We start from the raw sequence: 17003 nt of genomic DNA on the forward strand, positions 1-17003 counted from the left end.
TCTGGGCCGTCCTTCGGAACCGGGCCGTCCTTCGGAACCGGGCCGCCCCTCGGAACCGGGCCGGTCCTCGGAACCGGATGCCGGAGTCGGCCACTCGCCGGATCCCTCCGCGTCACCGCGCGAGACCTCAGCTCCGGGTGGGCGGCCGGAGGCGGGGATCGGCGAACTGGTGCCCGATCTGCCGGGACTCGGCCGGGCTCTGCAGGACGTGGCGTTCCCACCGCGCGGGCGTACCGTGGTGAGCTGGGACGAATGCCTCAGCGTGGCGCGAACCGCGGAGATGGAACGGGAAGCGGAAGCGGCGCTGGCGGCGATCTCCCGATCCGTCGGCTCCAGCGTTCCCGATGCCGCCCACCTGCTCACCCTTGCCGCCGACGGACGGTTGCGGGCCGCCGCGGAGGCCGTCTTCCCGGACGCGCCCCCGGAGGACACCACCTCCCGGATCGTCGAACTCCTCGGACTCATGCTCGCCCTCGCCGCCCTGCGCAGCGGAGTGGCCCGCTGGCGGCACAGCTGGACCGGGGCCGCCGAGGTGGTCGCGGTCGACGGTGCCTACCTCAACCTCGCCGAACTCGCGGCGGCCGCCGCCGACCCGGAGACCACCGAGGCGGTCCGTGCCTATCTCACCGAGGCCGGCGTCGATCTCGCAGCGGCCACGGCCCGGTCCGGGGCGGCCCGCGCCCAGGTGCTCGGCGGCCTGGTCAACCTCTCCGCCGACGGCGAGCGCACCGACCTCCTGATCACCGACCTGGGCCTGCTGCTGGTGCCGGGCCTGCCCCGCGGGCGCGCCCACGAGTCCAAACGCCGCCTGACCCGCATCGCCGCCGACGGCGTCCCCGCCGGCGCCGTTGTCAGTGCGGCCCTTCCGGTCACCTCTGCCACCGTCGCCTCCTCTTCCGCGTCGAGTAGCTCAGCCGTCTCCGCCCCTTCCGCCGCCGTCGGAACTAGCGCCACCTCCTCCGCCACCACCACCTCTGCCAACACCGCCACCGTCTCTGCCACCGCCCCCTCCTACGACACCGCCACCTCGTCTGCCACCGCGGCCACCTCGTCTGCCTCCTCCTCTTCCTCCGCGGCCGCCACCAACTCCTCCGCCACCAACTCCTCCGCCACCAACTCCTCGGTCGCAGCCAGCTCGGGAGCCACAGCGACTCTCGCTGGCGCGGCTCCTGCCGGGGGTGCGCCGGCTGCGGGGCAAGCGAGCGAGGTTGCGGGAGCGACCGGCATACCGGTGGAAGCCGGTGCGGCCACCGCCGTGGGTCCCGGCAGTTCCGCGTCCGCCTCGGCATCAGGGGAGCGTGCCGGGCCGGGGAACGGCTCCGCGTCCGCCTCGGCATCAGGGGAGCGTGCCGGGCCGGGGGGTGGGTCCGTAGCCAGCCCTCTGCCCGAAGGCGGCCGTTTCGTGCCCTTCGTCGACGTGGCGGGGGTGACCACCCTGCCTGGGCTGCGCAAAGGCTGGACGATCGGTCTGCGCGGCGGCGGCGAGCTGACCCTTCGCCTCGGTCTCGACGCCGACGAGCTACCGGGTGGCTGGGCGGCCTGGGAGGAAGCCGTCACCTTCCTGGCCGGCACTCGCTGATCTCGGCACGGCTGCCCGCGGCAGGTCGGCCAGTCGTCCTGCTGTGAACGGCGGTAGCCGCGTCGCCGTGGGCTGCGGCTTTGTCGGGGTCGGCCGCGTTGCCATGGGCTGTGGCTTTGTCGGGGTCGGCCGCGTCGCCGTGGGCTGTGGCTTTGTCGGGGTCGGCCGCGTTGCCGTGGGCTGCGGTTTCGCCCGAGGGCGGCCGCTTTGCCGCGAACGGCTGCTCAGCCGAGGGCTGCGGTCTTGCCCGGGCTGGAGTTTTGCTGCGGGCGGCCGCTCAGCCGAGGGTTGCGGCTTGGCCGAGGGCTGCGGCTTTGCCGCGGACAACCGCTCGGCTGGGGCGGCGTGCCGTGGAGCCCGATCGCGCGAGCCGCTGGAGTCCGGCGCGAACCTCTTCGGGGGACAGGGTGAACCGGGTGCCGTGATCGTCTCGTACCCGAAAGTGGCACCAGTCGACTGTGCGACGAATGCGCAACCGTAGCGTCACTTTAGGTAACAATAGGCTCAGCGGTTGTTCGCTTCGTCAGCATCGGAAATGGGTAGCAGGGTGCCGGGCGGAGGCGAGACGATCGTCGGGGACGCGGGGGAGGGGCCATCATGGGACGAGGGCCGCTGGGACTCTTCGGGGCGATCGTCGCGGTCGGGCTCGGGCCTGCGCTGTGGCTCGGAGCCCAGCTCGGAGTGGTCAACCGTCCACCTCAGCAGCGTCCCGTGCAGGTCGAGCAGCGGATCCCCGGTGTGGAGATGGACTTCGGTGGCGCGGGGGCCGGGGAGCCGGCGGGCGAGGTCGATCCGGTGGCGCCGTACAGCTATGAGCCTTTGACCTCGCCGACGACGACCGACCCGCCCCGGCGGAGGAGCAGTCCGGCGCCGGCCGCTTCCACTCCCGGTCCGGCTCGGACCGAGCCTTCGCGGATGCCGTCTCCGGATCCCTCCACCGATCCGTCGACCAGCGACCCGGCGCCGCCTTCCGGCGAGCCGAGCACCTCCACCGGCGCGGGGCCGGATCCGTCGGAGTCGACTCCCGAGGAGGACCCGACTCCGTCGGAGGAGCCCAGCGACGACGAGACCGCAGGCGAGGACCGGCCACATCGGGGACCCGTCGACGGCGAGACCGCCCGCTGAAGACCCGCATGTGGGCGGGACACCTGGCGGCGGTGGGGCGCACAGTAAAGAGGCCGGATAGTAAGGAGAAGGGGGAGCATCGGCTCCCCCTTCTGCGTGGACGGGCTCGGCGGACGGACAAAGCCGTCGCGACGGCGGCGAGGCGGCACCGCCGGCCGGCCAGGGTTCTCAGAGACCGAGCAGCCGGTCCAGGATGTCGCGGTAACTGCGCAGCTCCACACGAAGCGACTCGGTGTCGTCGGTGCCCTTCGCGAGCGAGCCGCGCTGGTCGCGCAGTGCCTTGGCCAGTTTGTCGACAGCCTCGTCCACCAGACTGGCGGCCTCGGCCGTGGCCTTCTTCGGGTCGTCGACGAAGCGCAGCTGGACGTCGCGCCACCGGTCCCGCATCGGCTGGGTGTCGGCGGACGGGAAGAACGGGGCGGGCCCGGAGATCGTGGATTCGGCGGCCGGCGCCGCGGGCACCGGCGCCTCGTGCCCCTTGCCGGCGGCCTTCTCCTCGATCTTGTCCGCGGCCTTCTCCGCCACGGTCCGGTCGGTCTTGTCGCGGGCCTTGTCGGTTGCGGTCCGGTCGGCCTCGTGCCCGGCTTTCTCGGAGCCGCCGACGGGCCCACCGACGGGCCCACCGACGGGCCCACCGACGGGTCCACTGACGGGTCCACCGGTGTGGTCGGGGTCGCCGGTGCGGTCGGCGTGGTCGGTCCGTCCCGAGCCGTCGATGGGACCGGTCTTCGCGGAGCCGTCGACGGGGTCGTGGTCGGTCGACCGGGAGGTGAAGGTCTTGGCCTCGTCGATGTCGGCGATGCCGTCGTGGTCGCGGTCGGCGGTGTCGCGCGCGCCGCTCGTACCCGAGGGAATGGGCTGGGTGCGGTGGGGGTCGTCGAACGTGCCGCTGCCGGTGCGAGCCGCATCGTCGTTGCGGGCTCCACCGGAGCCCGCCGGCCAGGCGACCGGGGTCTGCCCGGAATGGCCGGCCGGATGGTCCGAGACCGTGTCCCGATGTTCGCGGTCACCGCTCGCCGGTTCGGCGGAGGAGCCGTCGTCGACGTTGCGTGCGCCCGGAATCGGGGTGGTGCGGTCCGGGTCGTCATCCTGAGCGTCGGGGCCGGTCACCGTGGAGGATCCGACCGCCACCGGCTTGGTCGCCGGCTCGCTGTCGGCACGGGAGTCGTGCCAGGGCGAACCGGCGCGCTGGGCCGGCACCGCGGGCGGGGTGGGGGTGTGCTCGTCGCGGGTCTCGGCCTCCCGCTCGTCGTTGTCCTTGGCCTCGTTGGAGAAGAAACGCATCGCGGAAGCTCCTCAGCGGCTGTTGGCGTCGGGGCGGGTACGGGCGACGCCGGGTTCGGTGGTGTTCTCGGTGGTCGCCGCGGTCTCGGCGGACGGTCGGGGCGCCGGGGTGGTACGCCCCACCGGATCCTCGCCGAGCAGGTCGGCGAAGAGCGCGCGGTAGTGGACCAGCGCCTGGCGCAGGTCCTCGGTGGCGGCCTCGCCGTCCCGGCTGCGCCGGCTGATGTCGTGGGCGGCGCGGTAGTGCTCGAGGGTGGCGGCGTGCTCCACGGACAGGTCGGCGAGCCGCTCGTCGTAGTCGCCGGTCGGGTAACCCCGCTCGGCGATCAGCCGGGTGACCAGCTCGTCGGCGGTCGAGACCGCTTCACCGGGGTTGTCCACGAAACGGATCTGGACCTCTTCCCAGGCGGCGGCGTAACGGGTGCGGGACTCGGCGGAGAGCGGCTTGAGCTCCAGCTGGGCGTGCCGCTTGGTGCGCTCGATCAGCTCTTTCTCGCCCTCGGCGCGGCTGCCGGTGTCGGCGACCACCCGGTCGTACTCAGGCCCGAACGTCTTCTGCAGCCGGCGGCGGCGCCCCAGCTGGATCCCGATCACGATCGCGACCACAGCTAACAGGAGGACGACGGTCAGGATGATGATGGCGGTGGTGGACATCAGGTTCCTCCTTCTTCCACCGCTTGTTATGCCCCGCGAGGTCGGGACGCCAATCCCCTCGGGGCGAATAAGGCGTGGCAGGGTGTGAACCGGACAGCGGGGCTCCGGCGCCGGTCCGGCCGCCGGGCGATCTCCGGAAAAAGATCGCGGGCCGTTCTGGCAGGACAAACAGGAGAGAGGAGACCGGAACGGCGAGGCCGGGTGCTAGCTGAGATGTACTTCATTACGTATTCTTCCGCCAGCGCTTGCCACCGGCGTGCTGGTCGTCCCCTCCGCGCGGTCGGCAGCGACGGCGGAGCCGCTGATCGTTTGCTGCCGAACCCTCGGGCGGAGCTTGATGAGAAGCCGTAACTGGTCGATCCGTGCGAAGATCATCGCGATGGTCGCTGTGCCGCTGTCGGCGCTGCTCGCGCTCTGGATCTTCGCGACCACGGTGACCGCCGGTCCCGCCATCAACCTGCTCGAGGCCAGGGATGCCGTGGTCAAGCTCGGCGAGCCGGGCCTGCGGCTGATCTCGCAGCTGCAGCGCGAGCGGCACTTCTCGGCCATCTACGAGAGCGCGGTACGCCCGGCGCGCACCGAGCTGGCCCGCGAGCGTGGCGCCACCGATCAGATCGTCGCCGAGTTCCGGCAGGCCGCGGCGGCCGCCGACGCGAACGAAGAGGTCAAGGCCCGGGTCGACGACATGCTCCGGTTGCTCGGCTCCGAACTGCCCGGGATCCGGCAGCAGGTCGACAAGCGGGACACCGGCTACTACGAGAGCGTGCAGGACTTCAGCCGGATCATCGACAGCGCGTTCGAGGTCTCCCGTACCGCTGCGGTGTTCTTCTACGAGCGGGTGGACCGGGAGAGCCGGGGCCTGATCGCCGCCTACCGGGGCCTGGAGTACCTGAGCCGGATCGATGCCCTGCTGGGTGGCGCCACCGCCGAGGGGCGGATCGACGCGCAGACCCGTAAGGAGCTGATCGCGTGCATCGGCGCGGCCGACTACCTGATCGCCTCCGGTGTCGCGGACATGCCCGAGGAGTCACAGGGCGACTACGCGAGACTGATCACGAACTCCACCTTCATCAAACTCGACGAGCTGAAGAACAAGCTGCTCACCACCAGCTACGTCAACGGGCCGCCGCCGGTGGACGGGGTGGAGTGGCAGTCCACGTACGACTACGTGGCTGGTGAGCTGCAGTCGTTCGGTGACCGGGTGGTCGGGGAGATCGCCGAGGACGCGACCCCGCTGGCCATCGAGATCATCGCCCGCCTGGTCGCCGCCGCCCTGCTCGGGCTGGCCGCGCTGGGCCTGTCGGTCTATGTCTCGGCCCGGCTCGGCCGCTCGCTCGTGGGCCGGCTGATCCGCTTGCGGCGCGACGCCCTGGAACTGGCCTCGGAGCGGCTGCCCTCGGTGGTCCGGCGGTTGCAGCGCGGCGAGAGCGTGGACGTCGACGTGGAGACACCGCCGCTGGAGTACGGCCAGGACGAGATCGGCCAGCTCGGCCGGGCTTTCAACGACGTCCAGCGTACGGCTGTGCAGTCCGCCGTCGACGAGGCCGACGTCCGCCGGGGCATCAACGAGGTCTTCCTCAACATCGCCCGGCGCAGCCAGACACTGCTGCACCGCCAGCTGTCCCTGCTCGACAAGATGGAGCGCCGGGAGACCGGGCCGCAGGAGCTGGAAGACCTCTACCGGGTCGACCACCTGGCCACCCGGATGCGGCGGCACGCGGAGGACCTGGTCATCCTGGCCGGCGCCGCGCCCGGCCGAGGCTGGCGCAACCCGGTCCCGGTGATCGACGTGATCCGCGGCGCGATCAGCGAGGTGGAGGACTACAAGCGGGTCGACATCCGCGCGGTGGCCGGCTCCGCCATGGTCGGCCGGGCCGTCGGTGACGTGATCCACCTGCTCGCCGAGCTGATCGAGAACGCGGCGTCGTTCTCCCCGCCGCACACCCGGGTGCAGGTGAGTGGCCAGGTCCTGCCGAACGGGTACGCGGTCGAGATCGAGGACCGCGGCCTCGGCATGGCCCCGGAGGCGATGGAGCACCAGAACCGCCGTCTGAGCGAGCCGCCGGACTTCGACCCGGCGGACAGCGCCCGGCTGGGCCTGTTCGTGGTGTCCCAGCTCGCCCACCGGCACCACATCCGGGTCTCGCTGCGGGCCTCCGCCTACGGCGGGGTCACCGCGGTGGTGCTGGTCCCGGGCGCGCTGGTGGCGAGCGGCCCGGACACCGGCCCGCTGGTCGGCACCGGCCGGGACGACCCGTCCCGTGACTCGCTGGCCGGCCTGCAGTGGCAGGGCAGCGGCGAGCTGCGCCAGATCACCACCTCCGGGCGCCGGACGGCTCCCGACGACGCGGTCCCGGGCACCGTCAACGGTCTGGCGGTCAACGGCAGGTCCAACGGTGTGGCGTTGCCGTCCAGCCCGCATCGTCCGGCTCCGGAGCAGACCGGTCCGGCGCCGAGCGTGGTCGCCGCCGAGTTGAGCGCCGAGGGTCTGGTGCAGCGGCGGCGGGTCCGCAAGCCGACGCTCCCGAAGCCGACGAACGGCGCGGACCCGGCGAAGACTGATCCGAATCAGACAGTCGACCTCTCGGTGCTGGATCAGCTGGCCGCGGGTCTGCCGGTCACGCCCCGCGCGGTACCGCGCAACTCGGCGCCGGCGGTCGAGGCCCCCGCAGAGGACCCGATGACCGTGGATCCGGCGGTTGGGGACCCGATGATCGTGGATCCGGTCATCGCGGACGCGGTCACCGACGTGCCGGCTGTCGAGGACTCCGCGGCCACGACCCAGGTCATCGAGCTGCCGACCCCCGGTCCTGCAGCGCCGCCCGCACCGGTCGACGGCGGGGACGACGGCCTGCCGAAGCGGGTCCGCCAGGCCAACCTGGCGCCCCAGTTGCGCAAGCGGGTGGTGGAGCCGGAGCCGACCGCTCCCGCCCGTACCCCCGAGCAGGCGCGCAGCCTGATGAGCTCCTTGCAGTCGGGCACCACCCGTGGCCGGATCGCAGCGGCCCGTGAGGAGGCCGGACACGCCGTGGGGCCTGCCGGTGTGACGTCCGGCGATGCCGCTACCGTCAGTTTCCCGGCTCTCGCGCATCCCGCGCCGACCGGTACGGAAGCACAACCCACGGCGAGCGGTACGGAAGCACACCCCACGGTGGACGGTAGGGAAGGACACCCCGCGACGAGCGGGGCGAGGGCACATCTCGCGACGAGCGGGGATGCAGCACACTCCATGGCGAGCGGGGAGCAGGCATACCCCGCGACGAGTGGGGAGAAAGCACCATCCGGGCCGGAGGCCGGTGTGGACGGCGACCACGCCGAAGGTCCCGGGGAGAACCTCTTGCTGGAGAAGGACGCATAAGTGGCACAGACGAAGCAGAGCGCGAATCTCACCTGGCTCCTCGACGATCTGATCGAGAGGGTGCCAACCGCGCAGCAGGCGGTGGTGCTGTCGGCTGACGGGCTGATGCTCGGCGCCTCGGCCGGGCTGGCCCGGGAGGACGCGGAGCACCTGTCGGCGATGGCGGCCGGTTTCCAGAGTTTGGCCAAGGGGGCGAGCCGGCATTTCGGCGCCGGGCAGGTGCGCCAGACGGTGGTGGAGATGGAGGAGGCCTTCCTCTTCGTCACTGCCGCCGGGCAGGGCGCCTGCCTGGCCGTGCTCGCCTCCGCCGACGCCGACCTGGGCCTGATCGCCTACGAGATGGCCATGCTGGTGACCCGGGTCGGTCAGACCATGGCCGCCCCGGAACGGTCGGTGCTGACGCCGTCCGACGTCTTCTGAGCAGCCGCGTGTGACCCCACACGACTGGCTGGATCACGATGCCGGGCCGGTGGTTCGCCCGTACGCGATGACCCAGGGCCGGGTCGCGCCCGCGGACTGCGATTTCGACCTGGTCGCTTTCGTCGTGGCGACCGTGCCGGACCTGCCGCCCGGGCAGCAGCTGCAACCGGAGCACCATGCGATCGTGGCCACCGCCTGGGAACCGATCTCGGTGGTCGAGCTGGCCTCTCAGCTCGACCTGTCGATCGGCGTGGTCCGGGTGCTCCTCGGTGATCTACGCTCAGCGGGTCTGATCTCGCTGTACGAACCCCCGGCTGCCACGCAGCCGCACGACGTCGACGTACTCAAGGCGGTTGTCAATGGACTCCGTGCGCTCTGACCGCAACGGCGGATCGTCGCGCATTCCCGTCGCTCTGAAGATCCTCATCGCCGGTGGGTTCGGCGCGGGCAAGACCACCATGGTCGGCTCGGTCAGTGAGATCCGCCCGTTGCAGACCGAAGAGGTTCTGACCGGCGCGGAGGGCGCGGATGACGTCTCCGGTGTGGAGGGTAAGACCACCACGACGGTGACCATGGACTTCGGCCGGATCACCATCACCGAGGACCTGCAGCTCTATCTGTTCGGCACGCCGGGGCAGGACCGTTTCTGGTTCCTGTGGGACGAGCTGTCGCAGGGGGCGCTCGGCGCGGTGGTGCTGGCCGACACCCGGCGGCTGGCCGACTGCTTCCCGTCGATCGACTACTTCGAGCAGCGCGGCACCCCGTTCGTGGTGGCGGTGAACTGTTTCGACACCGAGCACCGGTTCGCGCCGGAGGCGGTCGCCCGGGCCCTCGACCTGGACCCCGGTGTGCCGGTCGTGCTGTTCGACGCCCGGGATCAGGCCGCTGCCCGCAACGTGCTGATCGAGCTGGTGGAGTACGTCGCCCGGCGGCAGATGGCGGCCGCTGCCAGCCGCTGACGGCGGGCGGGTCCGGACACGGCGGTTACGCTCTGCCGCGTGCTGGGTGGACGTATCCACGAGCGGCTGCGCGGGTCGCTGAAGGGCCGGGGCGGGCGCGCGGTCCCCGTACCCTCAAGGATTTCTCCCGGAGGCAGACCCGGGCCGTCGCCGGGGGGCGTGGTGGGCTGCTCGCCGCCGGGATGCAGACGGCCTCGGAGCGTACGTGTGGTCAGGCTCGTGGGCCTTGTTCCGGCATGACGCAGATCAGCCAGGGGGCGAGGCGGCGGAGGGTCTTCGCCGGGAGCAGGCCGCGGCGAACCAGATCGTCCGGGGACAGGTACGGCCCACTCTCGTAGCGGACCGAGGCGATGCGGTGGGCCTCGTACGGGGTGACGCCCGGCAGCCGGGCGATCTCCCGGAGCGGGGCGTGGTTCAGGTCGATCAGGCCGCCGTCGTCGAAGAGGCGTAGCAGGTCGGGGCGGCCGATACCGGACTGGCGGGCGCCGGCCGGGTCGACCGCGGCGAAGTGGCGGGCCAGGTCGCGGCGGGCGCGGGCCTCCACGGTGTCGCCAGGGTGGGCGGCCAGGAGCGCGCCGTGCACCGAGGACGTGATCAGGAGCAGCAGGCCCAGGACGACCCCGACGGCACCCTGGGCGGTGGATTCGACGGAGCCTTCCGGCGCCGGGTCGGTGACGATCAGGGCGAACGCCAGCACGAACGTGCCCAGGTATCCGGCGGCCGTGGCCCAGTACCGAGCGGAGCGCCGCTGGACCGCGGTCCACGCGAAGTAGAGCCACGAGCCGGACGTGCAGGTCGCCACCGGCAGCACCGCGGCGACCAGCACCGCGAGCCAGCGGATCCGCTCCCGGCGCGGAGCGAGCAGTTCCCCGGGCAGGGCCCCGGTCGGCCACCCGTGCGGAACGGCCCCCGGCGACCCGGGTGAGACCGGCGCTCCCGGCGCGGCGTATCCGGTCGGCCATCCCGGCGGAGCCGGCCGAGGCGCCCCGCCCGGCCAACCGGCCGAGGCGGGCGAATACGCCGGCACCACGACCGGCATTGGATCATCCGGAGGCGGTGGTGCGGCCAAAGGCGGTGGTGAACCCGCAAGCAGTGGTGAAGCCGGAGACGGGAACACGGTAGTGGAAGGTGGCGCCGTAGAAGACGGTGACGCGGCGCCGGAGGGCGGGCCGCCGCCCAGAGGCTCGTTGCGCAGGATACGGCGGTGGATCTCCTGGAGGCGTTCGCCGGGTTCGGCGCCCAGCTCGTCCAGGAAGAACTCCCGGGCATCGCGGAACACCGCCAGCGCCTCGGCCTGCCGGCCGCTGCGGTAGAGGGCGATCATCAGCTGGGCCCGCAGACCCTCCCGGAGCGGGTACTCCTCCACCAGGTGGGACAGCTCGGAGACCAGGCCGGCGAAACCGCCGCGGGAGAGTTCGATCTCCGCCCACAGCTCCCAGGCGCTGGCGTGCTCCTCGGTCAGACGGTTGCGGGCGGCGTCGAAGACCGGGCCGGTCAGTCCGCCGAGCGCGTCGCCGTACCAGAGGTCGAGGGCGGACCGGGCCATGCCGGCGGCCTCCTCGAGGCGGCCGGCCCGGCGGGACGTGTCGGCGCGGGCCAGCCCGTTGCGGAAGTCCTCGATGTCGAGCGACCCGGCCCGTAGCAGATAGCCGCCGTCGGTCAGGGCCAGCAACTCGCCCGGGGTGCGCGGGGACCGGTCGGGGTCGAGGATCCGGCGCAGACCGGCGACGTACTTCTGGACGACGTTCGCCCCGTTCTCCGGCGGCTCGTCACCCCAGACGGCGTCGACGATGCGGTGGGTGGGGACCGGCTTGCCGAGGTGCAGGAGCAGGACGGCGAGGACGGCGCGCTGTTTCGCCGGGCCCAGATCGAGCTGCCGTCCGCTCCGGAAGGCACGCACGGCGCCGAGCATCTCGAACCGCGGCGAGTCGGCAGCCGGGCGGTCCGTCACCCCGCACACCCCCTGTTGACCAGCAGTTTCCTCGACGGCAGTGACGGCGGCAGCGGAACCGCAGCCGACCGCAGCATAGCCGCAGCGTATCGGCAGCCGTCTACCGGAGGCTGCTGGCGGCAAAGCAGTGAAGGCGACGGCGAGCCCCGGACGAGGCGCGCGTCAATCCATGACAAAAGCCCCGTGAAAGAAGACGAAGCGATGAGCGTACGAATGAAGACCCTGGGTGTTGTGATGATCGCCGGTTTCGCGCTGGCCGCCTGCGGAACGGTCGACGCCGTGCAGGAGACCGTGGAGACCGTCTCGGTCTCGGCCAAGCTGGCGCAGGGGGTGCCGACCCCGAAGACCCCGGCGTTCCACTACACCGTGAAGGGTGGCGTGCAGCCGTTCTCCGGCGTGGTGGACGGCCCGAATCAGGCGACCACCGCGGCGTTCGCCGACAAGGACCCGGACGGGTTCACCATGTCGATGACGTTCCTGGTGGTCGGGAGCGACTCGTGGACGAAGATCTCGTTCAGCGGCGCGCCGGCCGGTGCGGACCTGCCGAAGCTGCCGAAGCAGTGGATGAAGCTGGACAAGTCCAAGCTGCCCGCCGACCTGGCGGGGGATCTGGAGTTCTCCGGAAAGTCCGACCCGGGGTACGTCAGCAACCTGCTGGTGGCTGCCGCGGACCTGAAGGAGACCGGCCCGAACGCGTACGCCGGAACCACCGACCTGACCAGGTCGACGGAGGCGGAGATCGTCGACGCGGCGACGCTGACCGCGCTGGGGGAGAAGGCGAAGACCGTACCCCTGGAGGTGTCCGTGGACTCCGAGGGCCGGATCGCGAAGGCCGTCGTCCGGATCCCGGCGGCCGGCAAGGCGAAGGCCGCCACCTATGAGGTCGTCTACGACCGGTACGGCAGCGCCGCGCCGTTGACGGCTCCGGCCGGCGGCGTGGCGGCCCCGGCGGCGGTGTACCAGATGTTCAACAGCTGACCGGGGGGCCGGCGGCATCGTGGGTGGCACGGGGGCCCGCGATGCCGTCGTGCTGTGCTGCCGTGCGAACCGGCGGTTCTGTGATGGGATCGCACCATGGGTTCGAGCCATGAGTACGTCTTCGTCGGTTGCTACACCGGGGACAAGGGAGGTGATGGGGACGGCATCACGCTGTTGCGGCGTGATCCGGCGACCGGGGATCTGACCCGGCTGGGTCTGGCCGCGCGCACCCCGTCGCCCTCGTTCCTGGCGCAACATCCCACCCTCGCGGTCCTGTACGCGGTGAACGAACTGGATCAGGGCACGGTCTCCGCCTTCTCGGTGGCGCCGGACTGCTCGCTGATCCCGCTGGCGGTGCGCCCGACCGGTGGGTCGGACCCGTGCCATCTGGCCGTCACCCCCGACGGCCGCCACCTGGTCGCGGCGAACTATTCGAGCGGGTCGGTCTCGGTGTTCCCGCTCGACGCGGACGGCGCTCCGGGTGACCGCACCGATCTGCTCACCCTCACGGGCAAGGGCCCGGACGCGGAGCGTCAGGAGGGGCCGCACGCTCACCAGGTGGTGCCGGAGCGCAACGGCGCCGACGTGCTGATCTCCGACCTGGGGTCGGACCGGGTGTGGCGGTCCCGGCTGGACCCGAACACCGGCCGTCTCGGGCTGCCGGACGTCGCCGTCGAGGCACGGCCGGGCACCGGACCGCGTCATCTGCTGCGGGCGGCGGACGGCGCGCTGCTGCTCGTCGGCGAGCTGTCCGGGAACCTCGGCTGGTTCCGGCCGGCCGGTGGCCCGGCGCTCGAGCAGGTCGGTGAGACGGGGTCGAGCACGTCGCCGGGCCAGGTCTACCCGTCGGAGATCGTGATGGGCCGGGACGGCAGGTTCGTCTATGTGGCGAACCGGGGGCCGGACACCGTCTCGGTGTTCGCCTGGGACGGCGAGAACGCCACGCTGATCGCCGAGGTGCCCACCGGCGGGGTGTGGCCGAGGCACATGGTCCTGCTCGGCGATCACCTCTATGTAACCAATCAACGTTCGCAGAACGTGACCGTTTTCCGTATCGACAGGGAGACCGGAATTCCCGCCCCGCAAGGGGAGCCGACTGGCGAGCCGACACCGACGTGCCTGCTCCGCTGGAATCCGCCGATTATCTGACCTGAACGAAGATCGGACACTGCGGTGCGTCGGTTACGAAGCGCATCAAACCCGGCGCGCCGCAGGTCGTTCGTCGTACCGATCGAGACGGCGTCATCACGCTCTGTGCTTTCCAGATCGGGAAACGCCAATCTGAGTAATTTTCGTCCGAACGTATATGGCATTCAGCTTCGGACATGCGCACTATAGATCGCGTGTCTGGCCGCCATCGTAGAAACTTCAACTCCAAGGGAGCGAGCGTCGTCGGAGGTGCGATGGCGTTAGTCGTCGTCATCGCGGGGACGTACGTCGGTTATCAGCAACTCTCCGACTCCGCTTGCACCGGTTCGGTGACCCTGACCGTCGCCGCCTCCCCCGAGATCGCCCCCGCCGTCGAGACGGTCGCCGCCAAGTGGCGCCAGGACGGTGCGGCGGTCGACGGCACGTGCGTCGCCGTCGCCGTCGCCAAGGAGACCTCGTCGACGATCGCCGGGGCGGTCGCCCGCGACCACTCCGTCGGCCTCGTCGGGCTGAACAACGCGCCCGACGCGGTGCAGGTGCCCGACGTCTGGCTCCCGGACTCGGCGACCTGGCTCCAGCGCCTGCAGACCGAGGCGGCCGGTTTCCTGCCGAGCACCGTGACGTCGGTGGCGCAGAGCCCGCTGGTCCTGGCCGCGCCGGAGCCGCTCGCGGAGAAGAAGCTGGGCTGGCCGAACACCAGGGTCGGCTGGAACGCGCTGATGGCCAACTTCCAGGACAAGGAGCCGCTGACGGTCGGCATCATGAACCCGACCGTCGACTCCACCGGTCTCGGCAGCCTGCTGGCGATCAGCAAGTCGGTCGGCAACGAGTCGCAGGCCGCGGCCCAGGCCAAGACGCGGGCGCTGACGCTCCTCGCGGAGAACAAGTTCGCCCTGCGTGACGAGCTGATGGCCGGGTTCCCCAAGTCGCCCGCCGACATCGGCAGCCCCGACTCGGTGAGCCTCGCGCCGGTCTCCGAGCAGGACGTGGTGGCGTACAACGCCGAGCGCCCGGCCGTGAAGCTCAGCGCGATCTACCTGGAACCGGCTCCCGCGCCGCTCGACTACCCGTTCACCGTCATGCCGCAGGTGGTCGACTCGCAGAAGTCGGCCGCCGCCAAGGGCCTGCTGGAGCGGCTTCTCGCGGCCGATTCCAAGGACGTGCTCGCCTCGGCCGGCCTGCGGTCCCCGGACGGCACCTACGGCGCCAGCTTCGCGGCCCCGATGGGCGCCCCCACGGCCTCCCCGGCGGTCACCGCCACCTCGACGAAGTCGGCGAACGGCGGCACGGCGGCCGGCGCCGAGTCCGGCGCGGCCCTGAGCGCGGTGGTCGGCAGCTGGATCGCCATCACCACCCCCGGCCGGGCCCTCACCGTGTTCGACACGTCCGGCTCGATGCTGAAGCCGGTGCCGACCGCCAACAACGCGACGCGTGCCCAGGTCACCCAGGCCGCGGCCCGGACCGGGCTGGGGCTGTTCAGTGAGAAGTGGTCGGTCGGCGTGTGGCGGTTCTCCACCGAGGAGGACGGCGCGCTGCCCTACAAGAGCCTCGTGGACATCAGCTCGCTGAGCAACTCGCGGCCCAAGCTCGAGGCGTCGATCGGCGATCTGACGCCGAACAAGGATGGTGGCACCGGTCTCTACGACACGCTGCTCGCCGCGCACAAGCACGTCCTCAAGGGGTGGACCAGCTCCAAGATCAACTCGGTGATCCTCTTCACCGACGGTGAGAACTCCTTCTTGGGCGGCCTGACCCGGCCGGAGTTCCTGGCCAAGTTCAAGAACCAGCTGGACGCGACCAAGCCGGTCCGGATCATCCTGATCGGCATCGGCAACGAGGTCAGCAAGGACGAGCTCAAGGCGATCCAGAAGGTCGACCCGAAGAACGTCGGCGTCTTCATCGCCGAGGACCCGACCAAGATCACCAGCATTTTCGCCCAGGCGATCGGCTCGCGTACCGGCGTCCAGTAACCGCGACCACCAGGCACACGCGGCCGCCGCCCCGGAACGGGACGGCGGCCGCCGCCTTTCCCCCGCCAGGCGACGGCTCACGGTCTCCGCCGAGCCACCGGTCCGTCCGTTTTTCAGCGGTACGCCCCGCGCGCCCCCGATCCTCGCAAGACGCTTCCCCCGGGTCCCGTCGTTCAGGCGGAGGTGCCGGTCGGTCAGCGTGTGGAGTTCGGCTGTTACGCGAGTCTCGGCTCACCACGCGGCCGTGGCCGTCAGGCCCGCGGAGGCGCCGGTTGATCACCGTGTGGGGGTCGGCTGTTACGCGAGCCTCGACTCACCACGCCGGCCGTGGCCGTCAGGCCCGCGCGGAGGCGCCGGTCGATCGGTGTGTGGGGTTCGGCCGTTGTGCGAGCCTCGACATGCCGGCCGTGGCCGTCAGGCCCGCGCGCGCAGCCAGGCGGCCGGATCCTCCCGGACCCCCCGGATGATCGTGTCGGCGGCGCCCCGCATCGCCGCGTCCGCCCCGAGTGCCGCGGGCCGCAGTGTCACCGGGGCGAGCCCGGCGGTCAGCACCCGCCGCCGCAGTTCGGTCTCGATGCCGTCGCGCAGCGCGGCGAAGATCGGCGCGTACGCCCCGCCGAGCACGATGACCGGCACGTCGAGCAGGTTGACCACGGCGGACAGCGCGATCCCGAGGGCCGCCGCGGCGCGCGGAACGTCGTCGGCCAGGGCTTCCTGTCCGGCGTACTGTTCCAGGCAGCCGCGCGACCCGCAGCGGCACTCGCGCCCGTCCGGATAGACCGTGACGTGCCCGATCTCGCCGCTCCACCCGCGCACGCCGCGATAGAGCTCCCCGCCGATGACCAGCCCCGCGCCGATGCCGACCTCACCGGAGACGTAGAGGAAGGCGGGGTCGCCGCCGGACACCCGGAGTTCGCCGAGGGCGGCCAGGTTGGCCTCGTTGTCCACGGTGATCGGCAGGTCGGCCAGCTCCGGGACGGCTCGCAGGGCGGCGACCGCGTCGACGTCCTGCCAGCCCAGGTTGGGGGCGACCCGGACCAGGCCGCCGTCGCCGACGAGTCCCGGCACGGCGAGCGCCGCCCCGGCCACGATCAGCCCGTCCGCCTCGGCGGCCAGCCGCGCGCGGGCGGCCAGCCGGCCCAGCGCGGCCAGGGCGTGCGCCGGGTCGGCCGGCCGCTGGTCGGCGTGCTCGGCGAACCGCTGGCGGACGGCGCCGGTCAGGTCGACCACGCAGGCGGCCAGATAGTCGACGTTGATCTCGCAGCCCAGCCCGGCGGGCCCGGTGGAGGTGAGGGCGAGGCCGGCCGCGGGACGGCCGGCGCCGGTGCGCGGGGGCGGGTCGACCTCGACCAGGAGACCGCCCGCGACCAGGTCGTCGACAAGGGCGGAAACGGTCGCGCGGGTCAATCCGGTGGCGGCGGCGATGGCGGCCCGGGATGGGTGATTCGCCCCGTTCGCCACAGTGTGCAGCACCAGCGCGAGATTATGGGCCCGCACGCTCGACTGGCGTACCGGAGTCGTGGAGGGGCTCAACACGCCCTTGACAGTGCCATACCGCAGTCAAATAATTCAACCA

Annotated in this window: 13 protein-coding genes; 9 read left to right on the forward strand and 4 right to left on the reverse strand. The window is 71.8% G+C overall.

What is annotated here, in order from left to right; translation table 11 throughout:
- Nucleotides 1–169 precede the first annotated feature (169 nt).
- Entirely contained in the window at nt 170–1579 is a 1410-nt protein-coding gene (locus Aut01nite_RS43275; protein ID WP_063958835.1) for a hypothetical protein, read from the forward strand.
- A 597-nt stretch (nt 1580–2176) separates the two neighbouring features.
- Nucleotides 2177–2704 (forward strand): hypothetical protein, encoded by a 528-nt coding sequence (locus Aut01nite_RS06320; RefSeq protein WP_204037460.1) that lies wholly within the window; start codon nt 2177–2179, stop codon nt 2702–2704.
- Between the two features lie 168 nt (nt 2705–2872).
- Here the strand turns inward: Aut01nite_RS06320 and Aut01nite_RS06325 are convergent, their stop codons facing one another.
- Both Aut01nite_RS06325 and Aut01nite_RS06330 read right to left on the reverse strand, forming a co-directional pair.
- Complete coding sequence (locus Aut01nite_RS06325) at nt 2873–3988, reverse strand: hypothetical protein (RefSeq protein ID WP_052164277.1); 1116 nt, start codon at nt 3986–3988, stop codon at nt 2873–2875.
- Nucleotides 3989–4000: 12 nt separating this feature from the next.
- Nucleotides 4001–4642, reverse strand: coding sequence for a hypothetical protein (locus Aut01nite_RS06330; protein ID WP_043529828.1), 642 nt, complete (start codon nt 4640–4642; stop codon nt 4001–4003).
- 337 nt (nt 4643–4979) lie between these two features.
- Here Aut01nite_RS06330 and Aut01nite_RS06335 point away from each other — a divergent pair, with 337 nt between their 5' ends.
- The 4 genes from Aut01nite_RS06335 (at nt 4980) to Aut01nite_RS06350 (ending at nt 9379) form a co-directional block, all read left to right on the forward strand.
- Complete coding sequence (locus Aut01nite_RS06335; RefSeq protein ID WP_063958834.1) at nt 4980–8000, forward strand: nitrate- and nitrite sensing domain-containing protein; 3021 nt, start codon at nt 4980–4982, stop codon at nt 7998–8000.
- Nucleotides 8001–8420: a roadblock/LC7 domain-containing protein gene (locus tag Aut01nite_RS06340; RefSeq protein WP_043529826.1), complete on the forward strand. Its 420-nt coding sequence runs from the start codon at nt 8001–8003 to the stop codon at nt 8418–8420.
- A gap of 67 nt (nt 8421–8487) precedes the next feature.
- Nucleotides 8488–8799 carry a DUF742 domain-containing protein gene (locus tag Aut01nite_RS06345; protein ID WP_236643014.1) on the forward strand — a complete coding sequence of 104 codons (312 nt, stop codon included), beginning with the start codon at nt 8488–8490 and terminating at the stop codon, nt 8797–8799.
- A complete protein-coding gene (locus Aut01nite_RS06350; RefSeq protein WP_043529823.1) occupies nt 8780–9379 on the forward strand; it encodes a GTP-binding protein in 600 nt (199 codons plus the stop codon). Before Aut01nite_RS06345 ends, Aut01nite_RS06350 begins: the two co-directional genes overlap by 20 nt.
- Nucleotides 9380–9590: 211 nt before the next feature.
- On the opposite strand, the gene Aut01nite_RS06355 is transcribed toward Aut01nite_RS06350, so the two are convergent.
- Nucleotides 9591–11330: an AfsR/SARP family transcriptional regulator gene (locus Aut01nite_RS06355; RefSeq protein ID WP_052164276.1), complete on the reverse strand. Its 1740-nt coding sequence runs from the start codon at nt 11328–11330 to the stop codon at nt 9591–9593.
- A 201-nt stretch (nt 11331–11531) separates the two neighbouring features.
- Here Aut01nite_RS06355 and Aut01nite_RS06360 point away from each other — a divergent pair, with 201 nt between their 5' ends.
- The 3 genes from Aut01nite_RS06360 (at nt 11532) to Aut01nite_RS06370 (ending at nt 15427) form a co-directional block, all read left to right on the forward strand.
- A complete protein-coding gene (locus Aut01nite_RS06360; protein ID WP_152628962.1) occupies nt 11532–12308 on the forward strand; it encodes a hypothetical protein in 777 nt (258 codons plus the stop codon).
- 96 nt (nt 12309–12404) lie between these two features.
- Nucleotides 12405–13457, forward strand: coding sequence for a lactonase family protein (locus Aut01nite_RS06365; protein WP_043529819.1), 1053 nt, complete (start codon nt 12405–12407; stop codon nt 13455–13457).
- Nucleotides 13458–13711: 254 nt separating this feature from the next.
- Nucleotides 13712–15427, forward strand: coding sequence for a substrate-binding domain-containing protein (locus Aut01nite_RS06370; RefSeq protein WP_043529817.1), 1716 nt, complete (start codon nt 13712–13714; stop codon nt 15425–15427).
- 414 nt (nt 15428–15841) lie between these two features.
- On the opposite strand, the gene Aut01nite_RS06375 is transcribed toward Aut01nite_RS06370, so the two are convergent.
- Nucleotides 15842–16900: an ROK family transcriptional regulator gene (locus Aut01nite_RS06375; protein ID WP_412768212.1), complete on the reverse strand. Its 1059-nt coding sequence runs from the start codon at nt 16898–16900 to the stop codon at nt 15842–15844.
- Between the last annotated feature and the right edge of the window lie 103 nt (nt 16901–17003).

Origin of the sequence: Actinoplanes utahensis, from assembly GCF_016862455.1 — a bacterium.
GTDB lineage: Bacteria > Actinomycetota > Actinomycetes > Mycobacteriales > Micromonosporaceae > Actinoplanes > Actinoplanes utahensis.